At 49.9% G+C, this 12282-nt stretch carries 12 protein-coding genes; all 12 read right to left on the minus strand.

Annotation, left to right across the window (positions count from 1 at the left end; genetic code table 11):
• Positions 1–119: 119 nt before the first annotated feature.
• Entirely contained in the window at positions 120–1247 is a 1128-nt protein-coding gene (locus AC0LWN_RS21020) for a glycosyltransferase family 4 protein (protein WP_474668738.1), read from the minus strand.
• 116 nt (positions 1248–1363) lie between these two features.
• On the minus strand, positions 1364–2119 hold the full coding sequence (locus AC0LWN_RS21025; RefSeq protein ID WP_474668740.1) for a WecB/TagA/CpsF family glycosyltransferase: 756 nt from the start codon (positions 2117–2119) through the stop codon (positions 1364–1366).
• A 7-nt stretch (positions 2120–2126) separates the two neighbouring features.
• Entirely contained in the window at positions 2127–3266 is a 1140-nt protein-coding gene (gene csaB, locus AC0LWN_RS21030; RefSeq protein ID WP_474668909.1) for a polysaccharide pyruvyl transferase CsaB, read from the minus strand.
• Positions 3242–5278: a DUF5693 family protein gene (locus tag AC0LWN_RS21035; RefSeq protein ID WP_474668742.1), complete on the minus strand. Its 2037-nt coding sequence runs from the start codon at positions 5276–5278 to the stop codon at positions 3242–3244. Before AC0LWN_RS21035 ends, csaB begins: the two co-directional genes overlap by 25 nt.
• Positions 5279–5384: 106 nt before the next feature.
• Positions 5385–7103: a phospho-sugar mutase gene (locus tag AC0LWN_RS21040; RefSeq protein WP_474668744.1), complete on the minus strand. Its 1719-nt coding sequence runs from the start codon at positions 7101–7103 to the stop codon at positions 5385–5387.
• Positions 7104–7152: 49 nt separating this feature from the next.
• Positions 7153–7575, minus strand: coding sequence for a 3-hydroxyacyl-ACP dehydratase FabZ (fabZ, locus tag AC0LWN_RS21045; RefSeq protein ID WP_458966006.1), 423 nt, complete (start codon positions 7573–7575; stop codon positions 7153–7155).
• A gap of 291 nt (positions 7576–7866) precedes the next feature.
• Positions 7867–8097, minus strand: a complete 231-nt coding sequence (locus AC0LWN_RS21050; RefSeq protein WP_458966005.1) for a DNA-directed RNA polymerase subunit beta — start codon at positions 8095–8097, stop codon at positions 7867–7869.
• Positions 8098–8105: 8 nt separating this feature from the next.
• The gene (locus tag AC0LWN_RS21055; RefSeq protein WP_474668746.1) at positions 8106–8927 is read right to left on the minus strand and encodes a flagellar hook-basal body protein; all 822 of its coding nucleotides are present in this window, start codon (positions 8925–8927) and stop codon (positions 8106–8108) included.
• Positions 8928–8944: 17 nt separating this feature from the next.
• Positions 8945–9820 carry a flagellar hook-basal body protein gene (locus AC0LWN_RS21060; RefSeq protein WP_474668748.1) on the minus strand — a complete coding sequence of 292 codons (876 nt, stop codon included), beginning with the start codon at positions 9818–9820 and terminating at the stop codon, positions 8945–8947.
• Between the two features lie 50 nt (positions 9821–9870).
• Positions 9871–10869, minus strand: a complete 999-nt coding sequence (mreB, locus tag AC0LWN_RS21065; protein WP_019915030.1) for a rod shape-determining protein — start codon at positions 10867–10869, stop codon at positions 9871–9873.
• Positions 10870–11022: 153 nt separating this feature from the next.
• Positions 11023–11310, minus strand: coding sequence for a sporulation transcriptional regulator SpoIIID (spoIIID, locus tag AC0LWN_RS21070; protein ID WP_019915029.1), 288 nt, complete (start codon positions 11308–11310; stop codon positions 11023–11025).
• 210 nt (positions 11311–11520) lie between these two features.
• A complete protein-coding gene (locus AC0LWN_RS21075; protein WP_474668750.1) occupies positions 11521–12264 on the minus strand; it encodes a peptidoglycan DD-metalloendopeptidase family protein in 744 nt (247 codons plus the stop codon).
• Positions 12265–12282 lie beyond the last annotated feature (18 nt).

A 12282-nucleotide genomic window follows, 5' to 3' on the forward strand; every position in this document is an offset into this window, starting at 1 on the left:
CTTTTTTCTTTATCGGTCATTACCACAGAATTTTTTAGAAAAAAAGCAAAAAACTCATCCTGAAAAGGATGAGTTTTGTCAGAGAAGGAAGATAATAGCACGATGCCTATTATAGCCTGTTACGATTTGGAACCGCGCTCCGGACTCAGCTTCATTCGCATTCTTAGGAGGAAGTCCAGCACAGGACGTTTGGTCTTGCTGATGACTCCAGTGATCTCCGCCCCAATCTGCAGGAAGAAGAGCATCACGCAAATTACCACAAAGGTAACCCAGTTCGCTTCGTTCAGAGACGCAGATGTCTGAATAACAGCCAACACTCCAAAGAAAGCGGCAATACCGTAAATAATCAGCACCGTTTGGCGGTGGCTAAAGCCAAGCTCGCGCAGACAGTGATGCAGATGGCCTTTATCCGGGGCAAAAATCGGTTTCTTCTGCAGCTTCCGCCGAATGATGGCAAAAAAGGTATCCGATAACGGAACTCCAATAATTAAAAGTGGTGTTATAAACGATACAACTGCAATTTGTTTGAAGCCAAGCAGGGCAAGCAGCGCTAAGCAAAAGCCCAAAAATAGCGAGCCAGTGTCGCCCATAAATATTTTGGCAGGATGAAAGTTAAAGAACAAAAAGCCTACAATACTGCCCAGCAGCAGCAGACAAAGAAGTGCAACCATAGTGTTGCCCATCAAAAATGCCATTACTGCAATTGTAGCAATCGCTATACCGGACACACCCGCAGCAAGCCCGTCCAACCCGTCAATCAGGTTAACGGCATTCGTAACACCGACAATCCAAAAGATTGTGAGCGGAATGGCAATCCAGCTCTCCAAAGAGGAATACGTATTATGAAATGGAATGTTAACGAAATCAACAGTAATTCCAAAACCGAAAACAACGATACAGGCCGCAGCAATCTGGCCCAGCAATTTCACCTTTGCCGAAAGCTCGAACCGGTCATCCAGCCCGCCGATAAGAACGATCAGTCCGCCACCTGACAGCAGCGCTTTGATAAAATTAGCCTCTCGCGTAGTAAACTCGTAAGGAATGATCGGCAATACGGCAAGCAGGCCGAGCACAAACGCCAGAAAAATACCTAATCCGCCAAGGCGGGGCATAATTTTAGTATGCACTTTACGGGCATTCGGCACATCCGTTGCACCAATCTTGATAGCGAATTTCTTCACCACTGGTGTCAAAAGCAGTGCAAGTCCCATGCACACTATAAATCCGGCGATGTATATGATAAGCATTTGATCAGTCGACCTCCATTTCTCTACCGCATTGAATTATACGCTGAAGTAAAAACAAATTCCAATTCCGTTTTTAGGCTGCTGAAGGGATTTTCACGGTAAATATCCGTATTTCGCTAAACTTTTGTCACTTTATCTTTCTCACGCAGCACTTTTACTGCGAATTTCGGCAGCGCAAGCATTCTTTTGTACCGGGTTGGTTCCTTGAGAAGACGGTATAACCACTCTGCACGGAGTTTTTGGAAGGCTTTTGGAGCCCGGCGGCTCTTGCCCGATATTACATCAAAGCTTCCGCCAACGCCCATCATAACCGGGATGTTCAGCCGGGATTTATATTTGGCAATCCAAGGCTCCTGGCTATCAGCTCCTCTGGCGACAAAGAGCAGATCAGGTTGAGCCTGGATAATCTTATTCAAGATTTCTTCATCCGCTTCCGGTCCAAAAAATCCGTCATGATACCCCGCAATAGTGATACCTGGATATTGGGATTGCAGCCGGGTAGCCGTCTCACGGACCACTTCAGGTGTAGAACCCAGCAGATATACCTTCCAGTTATAGCTTTCGCCTTGATGCAGCAATTCATGTAAAAGATCAAAGCCTGCTACACGTTCAGCCACAGGATCGTGGCAATACTCTGCTGCCCATACAACCCCTGTTCCGTCCGGCACCACCAGCTCCGCCGACTTCATAATTTCCATATAAGCGGGGTTATCCAGAGCGGTCATAACCATAATCGGGTTAGCTGTAATCACCTGATGCGGCTCACGGTTTTTTACCGCTTCCGTCAAATAGGAGACAGTGGCCTTCATATCTACTTTTGAAACCCGGATGCCAAAGATTGGCACAGTGGGTACCCTACTATCTGCTTTCACTTATCAATCACCCTTTACGGTGGAAATATTCAATAATCTGGCGGGCCGGAGCCTCAGCCTGCTCAGCCAAAGAAGCAATCTGCGGCTCCCGCTTACGCTTCCATTCCTCACCTGACTCCAAAAGCTGAACCACTTCGGTGGCAACTCTATTGCTGTCCAGGGCAGCAGTTGTACCGATAGGCTGGCAGCCAACCCTCTCCAGAAAATGGTCAATCTTCGGGTCATAAGAAATGCCGATGAGGGGAACTCGTCTTCCTGCGGCATAGATCAGGCTATGCAGGCGCATCCCAATCAATACATCACATTGTCCCACCTCTCGGAGCATCTGCTGCGGATGAAGAGCATCCTCACAAATACTGAGTGTCCCGCCTAGCCCGGATATTTCCTTCTCCAGCTTCAGCATCATATAGCGGGAGGCTTCATTATCTGAAGGATGGTGAAAAGGCAGAAACCGCAGATGAAGCGGCGACTGTGCACAGGCCTTCAGCAAGCCTTCAGCCAAAGCATCCAGTTCCTTGCGGGACTGTTCCCAGAAACGCACTGATATTCCGACAGTTTGCTGAGCCTGGATTTCCAGGTCAGTTGTCCGGCTGGAAGCCCCGCTGTCTTCCGGCAGATTCAAGCCCATAACCGGATCGGGAACAACTTCAATCTGGTTTCCGCTTAATCCCATAGTTTGCAGCAGCTGGCGGGACTGCTCGTCCCGCACAGATACATAAGCGCATTTGCGAAACACGGACTTGATCAATGGGTGGAACAGCTTGCGGTTAACCGGGCCTATACCCTGGGCATAGATAAAAGTTGGCTTACCCAGCCATTGGGCAAGCTTGATGATGCCCAGGTAATATGGGATGCTTTTACTGCTAGTCACATCCTGAAGCAGGCTTCCTCCACCGCTGATCAGACCGGCGCTGCCCTTGATTGCATTTCGCACCTCGCCGAGCTTCATTCGATGAACGGACTTTACACCGTAAGTTGCAGTTGTCCACTCTGGATCTATGGATAATACAACGGGTTCAATCATTATACCCGCAGCCTGCGAATGCTTCTGCAGTGCGTTCAGAATGGACTGAAGCACCGCCTCGTCTCCGCTATTGCGGAAACCGTAGTAACCCGAGATGATTATTTTTTGAGAAGCGGCGACCATCGTCTCCAACACCCCTCTATAAGCTGCCATACCCCTACCGCAATCAGCCCGATGATGAGACCAAGGCCTAGTCCCAGCAATCCTCGAATCAGCGAGATCAGAATTGGAGAGTGAATGTGGGCGAAGGTATCCACCATTGAAAGCTGGCCGATAACGGCGATGATCATGATAAACGCGGCATTCCGATATTTATAGGCCATAAAGGCACCAAGGATAAACAGCGGATGAGCCAGCAGGAACTCTTTGTTGCGCGGCCGGACTCCCACTGTATCTTCAAGAAAGGTGCGGAGAATTTTTTCCGGAGCGCTCACACTGCCGCTATTGCCGGTGCGGCTCAAATAGTACATCCCCACAACACCCACAACACCCGCTACGATAACCCAAGCCAATGTAATTGGTGTCCGCAGGAGCTTACCAGTTTTGTTAAAGACAAACTCTCCACGGTACAGCAGCACATATACGGCGATTAGCGCAATCGGCGCCAAGTGAAGCAGACTAACCCCCCGGAACTGATTAAGCACCAGGCTGTAGGTGATGTTGTTCAGCAGCGCAATCACAAAAGGTACAGCGCTGAGCGAGATTACCGCTGTCTTGATATACAACACAAGGCTGTGCACCAGACGGCGGCGTGGCCCCATAACTGTGTAGGTCAGCGAGTTGCCACGCACCGGCGGCCCCATTTCATTAATTTTCCGGACTGCCAGCACAGTAGCAACAGTAGGCGCACTAATGGCCACAGCAAGCGCCAAGGCCTGCTCGAATAGCGCTGGCTTAACCAGCATCAGCCCCGCGCTGCCGACAAGACCAAGCACCCAGGCCGGCAAAGTAAGCAGCGGAATGAAATAAGAAACAAGCAAGGCTACCATAGCGACAGCGCCAATAACGGCAACCAGCTTGAAGTACCGCTGATAAGAAGAATCCACTACATCAAAGGCGGTGGCTTGTCCTAAGGTGAACCCGTTATCCTTAATCTTGTCGACTGCTCCGCCAGGCTCGCTCAGACTGGTTACAAGGTTATCCAGAGTATCGGTAATCTGCGCCTTGGTGGTGTCCCGCGACGGAATTGTATTGAGATAAATCATGCGGATATTGCGGTCCTTGGTAGCAAGCGCAAAACGGTCGGCTATCGTTTCCGGAGGTAAGCCGGAGTCGCCTTCGCTAAGCGAGTATAGCCGGGCTACATTATAATCCAACTTATAAGCCAATTTATTGAAGCCTTTTTGCTGTACTTTAATATTCTCAATCGTAGCAATGCCAATCCCGCGATCTTTTAGAAGCTTGGCAAATGCGGTGATGCTGCCTTGATCGGCGTCATCATTAAATCCTTTAACGGACTCGCCTTCAAAAAGAATGCGTTTGACTCCCAGCTCTTCATAGCGGTCGAGTAGCTTGGTAACCGCAGCCTCATTATATGGCAATGAGTCCACAAGACGGGGTACGATGCTAAAGCCTTTACCATGCAGCATATCCAGCGTGAACGGGTCCGGCTGCAGCGGCTTCAGCGTGGCATCCTCCAGCGGAGTTTTTACAATAAGCCCCTGCTGCCCGCGGAAGCTCCAGTCTTCCGTTGCAATTCCCAGGCTGCTGAAGGCATCTCGGATTATCGGTGCAAGCACCTCGTTATTTTTCGGACTGGTAAAAAGAATATACGTATAATTCTCGTTCTCTGGAATCACAGAATCCGTCAGGTTGGCGATATCAGTCGCTCCCCACATCATCAACCGGCGGGCTTTGCGATAATCATCCAGTGTGTTCTCATAAATCGCCATGCTCTGCACACCGGCAGCCTTTAACCGGTCAAGCTGCTGGGAGATGTAATCCTGCGGATTCGCCCGGTAGCTTGCTGCATCCACCAGGTCACGGTAGTCAAAAACAAATTCAATCGTTTTGGAAGATTTCTCCGTTTGCAGACGATCATAGACGACCGGCAATGCGGCAATAACACCGATCACCACAATAATCCATAACCACTTCCGCGAAGCTATATTCCAACGTTGCCATTTCTGCTGCACCCAAAAGTACCTCCTCTATTACTTCAGCTTGCTGACTCAAGAAGAAACGGATGCACGCCCTAATAAGAGACTGTATCCGTTTCTTCTTGAAGCTTAATAACTTGTATTATTTCCCGTCAACACGCGCCATAACCTGCTGTGTGAGCGCTGTAACCTTATCTTTGGCATTCTGGAGGGATTCTCCGCGCACCGCAAAATACACCTTGATTTTTGGCTCTGTACCCGATGGGCGGAGGCAGAACCATGATCCGTCAGACAGCAAATATTTCAGCACATTCTCCTTAGGCAGACCGTTTAGTCCAAGCGAATAATCCAGAATCTCGCTCACAGCAGCTCCGGCAATCTCCTGCGGAGGGTTGCTGCGCCAATCGCTCATGATTCCCTGAATTTGCGCCACGCCATCTTTCCCCTTCAGAGTACGTGATTCCAGGCTTTCCAGGAAATAGCCGAATTGCTCGTACAGCTCCTGAAGCACATCATACAGCGTTTTGCCCTGTGCTTTGTAGTAAGCTCCCGCTTCGGCAATCAACATGGAAGCAAGCACGGCATCCTTGTCACGGGCATAATTACCGGCAAGGTAACCGTAGCTCTCTTCATAGCCGAACAGATACGTATATTCACCGGACTGCTGGAATTGAGTCATTTTCTCCCCGATATATTTGAAGCCAGTCAATGTATTAAATACAGTGGCGCCATAATGCTCTGCTACAGCCGCCCCCATTTCGCTTGTCACAATGGTTTTGACGACAGCTCCGTTGCTTGGCAGCTTGCCCTGTTCCTGCAGACGGCTCAGGTAGTAATGAATCATTAGCGCGCCGGATTGATTGCCGGACAGCACAACGAACTTGCCCTCATTATCGCGCACAACAGCGCCCATGCGGTCTGCGTCAGGGTCTGTACCAATCAGCAGATCAGCACCCAGCTCCTCCCCAAGCTTCATTGCGATGGTAAAAGCCTCACGCTCTTCGGGATTCGGCGATTTCACGGTGGAGAATTCAGAATCCGGCAGCTCCTGCTGCGGCACTACATGAACATGAGTGAACCCGATTTTCTTAAGCACACTGCGGACCGGCAAATTTCCTGTCCCGTGCAGCGGTGTATAGACAATTTTGAAATCACGGCCAAGGGTAGAAGCGATCTCCTCACGTCCGACACTGACAGCAGCCACAGTATCTGTAAAAGCTTCATCCTCTTTATCGCCCAGCCAATGCAGCAGTCCCTGAGACTCTGCTTCTTCACGGGAAATACGCTTCACGCCATTGAAGGAATCAACCTCCAAGATGTGGGAGATCACCTTCTCCGCTTCATGCGGAACCAGTTGTCCTCCCTCGGAATTATATACTTTGTAGCCGTTATACTCAGGAGGATTATGGCTTGCGGTAATAACCACGCCGCCCGTAGCCTTCAGGTGACGGACCGTAAAGGACAACTGCGGAGTAGAACGCAAGGAGTGGAACAAATGAGCCTCAATACCGTTTCCGGCTAATACCAATGCAGCCTCAAGCGTGAATTCCGGTGAAAACCGGCGGGAGTCATGGGCGATTACAACAGAAGGTCTGCCTTCTCCCTTATGCTGCTCAAGAATGTAATTGGCGAACCCTTGAGTCGCTCTGCCTACCGTATACCGGTTGATCCGGTTGCTGCCCGCACCGATAATCCCGCGCAGACCACCTGTACCGAACTCCAAATCTCTGTAGAACCGTTCTTCCAGCTCCTGCGGCTCATTTGCAAGAAGTTTCAGCTCCGCCTTTGTGTTCTCGTCAACGGAAGGGTCCTGCAGCCAGCGTGACAGCGTTTCTGCGGCTTTTGGGCTTAATTGAGTCATATCAAAATCTCTCCTTCTCCATGTATGATATATGATTGTATAACAGGTGCTAGCTGAGCGCGAACATAATTTCACCGGAGGCTACAACCTTACCGTCTACCTTGGCGGTAGCTTGGCCTTTTCCAATGCTGCCCTTAAGCCGGGTAATCTCCACTTCAAGCACAAGCGTATCCCCCGGAACAACCTGACCCCGGAAACGGAATCCGTCCAGTCCAGCCAGGAACCCAATCTTTCCTCTGTTGGCTTCCACACCAAGAATAGCCACAGCTCCAACCTGAGCCAGCGCTTCGGTGATCAGTACGCCGGGCATCACCGGAAAACCTGGAAAATGACCGGCAAAAAAAGGTTCATTCACCGTTACATTCTTGATGCCAACAGCCCGTTTGCCCATTTCTATTTCGGTAATTTTGTCCACCAGCAGAAATGGATGCCGATGGGGGATTATTTCTTGAATTTCATTGATATTTAGCATTTGTGGCAAAGCTCCTTTCGGATGTAACCGCGTCTTGTACAATCTGCCGGTGCTGCATTTCTGCGTTATTCTCTGCTGCCCTGCATAAATATGGACAGCTTCGGCAAAAACTATAATTATCCTTCACCACCTGCAGCAGTGGAGGTTGAGATAAGGGGCTTTCTCCACCGCACACGGCAATATGGCGGAGAGGGCCCTTTTTGCTCTCAGGGGCCTCCATCATTATACATTTTCCAGTATAAAAAAGAAAACTCCCCTGTACAACAAGGGAGTTAATGAACTTACTGCATATTATGGTGAAAACACCAAATCGTAGACATGCTTCCAGGTACTCCACTCAAGCACATCACTGAATTCTTTTTTGCCCAATACTACATAACCGACCACGAGGCCGCTTGATAGCGCAGCAACAAGCAGCAAAGGAATCAGAAACCACTGAACAATGGTCCATTTGGCGATTCCGCGGCGCCTTACAGGCTGCTGCTGTTCTTCTTCCGGTTTGTTGCTGTTCTGACGAACCATTCCTTCACCTACCCGCGCAAGTTATTAGCCAGGCCAAGCATCTGATCACTGGAGGAAAGCGCCCGGGCGACGAGCTGGTAGTTGCGCTGAAGCTGCAGCATTTCCGTTATTTCACTGCCTAAATCCACGTTGGACCGCTCCAGGTATCCGGAACGCACACCTATATTCGAAGCCGTACCCGCCGCTCTTTGCACAAAGGCCTGCTGAGCCGTGACTCCCTCAGGAAGCACATAAAAATTACCATCTACAGCCTGCAAAGTACTCTTGCTGGTTGGCTCTACAATCATTAGGGTGCCTGCTACCCGGACCGGCGCATTCTCACTCGTCTTGGTCAGTACCCGGCCCCGTTCATCAATCGCGGCACTTACATTATTCGGTACCGTCACGGGATTGCCCTGCGTATTCAGCACAGGATTGCCTGAGTAGTCCACCAGCATCATAGTGTTAGGGATGTTAGTATCTGGAACAAAGTGAAAGTCCCCTTGCCGTGTATAGGCAGTAGCTCCGTTCACCTGAACCCCAAACAATCCATTGCCCTGAATGGCCAGATCCGTTGGGTTGCCTGTTTCCTTAAGCGTGCCTTGCTCCCAATCGTTGGTAACCTTGGACACACGAACACCAAAGCCCATATTAAAACCGAGCGGCATGCTCCGGCCAGGCTGATCATATTCCTTGGACTGCTGCTGAACACGGGTTAGCGCATCCTCGAAGGAGCCTTCCTTTCTCTTATAGCCGCTTGTATCCATATTGGCGATATTATCAGCGATAATATCCAAACGCTGCTGGAGGCTGGACATTGAGACGGCTGCACCGATTGCTGAGTTATTCACGGGTTACTCCTCCTGTCCTATACTCTTCCGACTTCATTAACAGTCTTCTGCAAAGTACTGTCATAGAACTGAATCACTTTTTGATTCGCTTCATACGCCCGGTATGCTGCATTCAAATCCACAGTTACCTGCGTGACATCAACGTTGGAGCTTTCCAGAAAACGCTGGCGCACCTGCAGGTTATCCGTTGCGTTAGAGTAGCGGATACCCGCAGCCTGGACATCATCGGCATGGAAGACGCCGTTCCCGTCACGTATCAGCTCCTGCGGTTTTGTAATCACGCTGACACCAATCTTTGTCCCTGAGGGGCGACCGGTCTGCGGATCAATCAGATTGCCCTGTTCGTCCACTTTAAGGTTGTCCTGCGATCCTGTCAAGACCAGAGGTCTGCCGTTGCTGTCCAGAACCTTGAAGCCGCCTGCACTAAGCACCTCTCCATTCGGGCTCACAGTGAAGCTGCCGTTCCGAGTGTATAAATTGTTCCCGTCGTTATCCTGAACCGTAAAGAAGGCCTGAGGACGGTAAATAACTTCGCCTTCAGGAGTTACATATTTGCCAGAGCCGTCAAAAACAATATTCCGGCCAGTTGCCGGATCTGCGACCTGCAGGTCTGTTGAGAGTGCGAAATCAGTGGTCTTGCCGCTTTCGATAATATCTCCTTGCAAATACTGAGAGATGGACTGTTCGGCAAATACCCCTGTATTCAGGTGGCCAACAGGCTTGATGGTGCCATTGCTCATGGCGGAGATGAGCACATCGGGAAATGCATGGCTGACGCTGTCAACCTGCTTGTACCCCGTTGTTTTCAAATTTGCAATGTTCTGTGTCGCCGTATCATGTCTGCGCTGCTGTGTAACCATTCCGGCAGCCGCCGTATATAATCCTCTAAGCATGAGGGCAATTCCCCTTCCTGATTCTGCTATTATCTTATATTATCGGCAGCCTAGAACTTTTTCTTAACGACTTTGTCCAAATGATCCAGCATTATTCCCGTTCCCTTGACGACACAGTGCATCGGGTCCTCTGCGACCCAGACCGGAACATGCAGTTGTTCGGAGAGCAGCTCGTCCAGCCCGTTCAGTAGTGCCCCACCGCCGGTCAAAACAACCCCGCGGTCAATAATGTCCGCCGACAGCTCCGGCGGTGTGCGCTCCAGCACCGATTTGGCGGCAGCAACGATGGAGGAAACCGGGTCCCACAGCGCTTCCTTCACTTCGGCAGAAGAAATGCTCAGCGTCTGGGGAAGTCCGCTAACCATATCACGCCCGCGAATATCCATTTCGGCTTTCATGCCGCCTGGACGGACGGAGCCGATCGTAACTTTAATGTCCTCTGCTGTACGTTCACCGATTAACAGCTTATATTTCTGTTTAATATATCTTAAAATGGCCTCGTCGAACTTGTCCCCTGCGACTTTGATCGAGGAGGCGGTAACGACGTCGCCCATGGAGAGCACGGCTACATCCGTCGTTCCGCCGCCAATATCGACGACCATATTTCCACTCGGCTGATAAATGTCCATACCCGCGCCGATTGCTGCGGCTTTGGGTTCTTCTTCCATAAAGACTTCCTTAGCCCCGCTGCGTTCAGCCGCTTCCCGGATTGATTTCTGTTCAACGGAAGTTATATTCGTGGGGGCACAGATCAGAATGCGGGGCCTTGCGTACCAGGTACGTCCGCCAACACTGTCAATAAAATACTTCAGCATCGTTTCCGTAATTGCAAAATCAGCTATAACTCCATCCCGGAGAGGACGGATTGTAGTAATATTTCCCGGCGTGCGTCCAACCATGCGGCGCGCCTGCTCACCTACCGCAAGGACCTTCTTCGTATCACTTTCAAGCGTGACCACGGAAGGTTCATCCAGAACGACTCCCCTTCCCTTGACATGAATGAGCACATTGGCCGTGCCAAGATCAATTCCGATATCCTTGCTAAGCATAATGAAAGAGCCCCCAAAGTGTTATTTTAAAATATAAGAAAATTCTTCTTGGATGAGAAAAATAGTTAGTTAGTCCCAAATTTAAAAATACCATACTTTAGGGGAATTATACAATGTAATAAACCTGAATTATTCCTTAAATTTCCGAAAATCTCATGGCTTTGACGCTACGGCCACCTCACGCTTTTTTCCCGTCGTTTTCTTATATTTAATTTTTGTAGCTTCTCCCCCCCGAAGATGACGGATTGACTTGTGATATTCAAGAATGTGCTTCACCTGATCAGCCAGATCAGGGTTGATCTCCGGCAAACGCTCGGTTAAATCCTTATGCACCGTGCTCTTTGAAACGCCAAATTCTTTGGCTATGGTCCGGACCGTGTGCCTGGTTTCCACGATGCAGCGTCCGATTTTGATCGTACGTTCCTTGATGTAATCGTGCACGCTCCCGCCTCCCAACTGTGGATAGTTTGGTACATTATATGAGGGGCGGGCCTATATATTCGCGCTTTCAGGACGTGACAAGCTTCGAAAGGCTCATTTTATTTAGTGGACAACCGTGAACAAGCCTTCTGTGGGAAAAGGAGGAAACTGATGCTCTCTTATATTTGAACAAAAAAAGGAGGCTGTACAGCCTCCCAATAAAAGTTAATCTTAACGCTTCGGCAGCAAATCCGAAGGATTGACTACCTTGCCATCCTCGTACACTTCAAAGTGCACATGATTGCCAAGATTTTTCTCAATTTCACTGCGGCCGGCGGTTGCCAGCAAGTCGCCTTGCTTCACTTCATCATTTTGCTTGACTTTGGTGTCGCCGAGACTTTGGTACACAGTCTTCAGATTGCCAGGGCTTGTGACCTCTACAACCTTGCCGAACACTGCAACATCCTCAACTCTGGTAACTTTGCCGCTGAGCGCAGCCTTGACGTCAAACGACTGATTATCCTCACGGGCGATGTCGATACCGGCATTCGGCACGAAGGTGTCATTATACTGCACCATAGCTGCCACATGATTCTCTTCGGTCCCTTTCTCATCATAGAACGGCTTAACCACTTCTACTTCACCTGGATTTGCTACAGGCCAGGCCATGCTTTCTGCCGAAGCCACCACTTCGAGTGCCGCAGGGTCATCCTTGGCTGTACCGGCTTCATTGCCGGAGCCTGCGGAGTCCTGTGATACGACGGCGGCGGTGTCTTGCTTCAGCGGCTTCTGGCCGGCGTCCTGATAGACCCACACCAAGGTTAGTATAATTGCCGCTGCCGCCGTGTAGACTGCCGGGAATACCCAGCGTTTGGATAACATTCTGTTCCATGAAGAAGGCTTTGCGCCTGAATCTCCCTGCTTATTTTTGAGAGATTCATCATGGGTTGTTTTGTTTTTGTCTTGTTCATTCATATGCTTATCACCTCAGTA

Source organism: Paenibacillus sp. sgz302115 (genome assembly GCF_056120445.1).

What these genes read in the sequence shown, in the direction of transcription:
- AC0LWN_RS21020 (WP_474668738.1), bottom strand. Translation starts at nt 1,247, where the DNA reads ATGCTTATCATATACATCGCCGGATTTATAGTGTGCATGGGACTTGCA.
- csaB (WP_474668909.1), bottom strand. Translation starts at nt 3,266, where the DNA reads ATGGTCGCCGCTTCTCAAAAAATAATCATCTCGGGTTACTACGGTTTC.
- AC0LWN_RS21040 (WP_474668744.1), bottom strand. Translation starts at nt 7,103, where the DNA reads ATGACTCAATTAAGCCCAAAAGCCGCAGAAACGCTGTCACGCTGGCTG.
- fabZ (WP_458966006.1), bottom strand. Translation starts at nt 7,575, where the DNA reads ATGCTAAATATCAATGAAATTCAAGAAATAATCCCCCATCGGCATCCA.
- AC0LWN_RS21050 (WP_458966005.1), bottom strand. Translation starts at nt 8,097, where the DNA reads ATGGTTCGTCAGAACAGCAACAAACCGGAAGAAGAACAGCAGCAGCCT.
- AC0LWN_RS21060 (WP_474668748.1), bottom strand. Translation starts at nt 9,820, where the DNA reads ATGCTTAGAGGATTATATACGGCGGCTGCCGGAATGGTTACACAGCAG.
- mreB (WP_019915030.1), bottom strand. Translation starts at nt 10,869, where the DNA reads ATGCTTAGCAAGGATATCGGAATTGATCTTGGCACGGCCAATGTGCTC.
- AC0LWN_RS21075 (WP_474668750.1), bottom strand. Translation starts at nt 12,264, where the DNA reads ATGAATGAACAAGACAAAAACAAAACAACCCATGATGAATCTCTCAAA.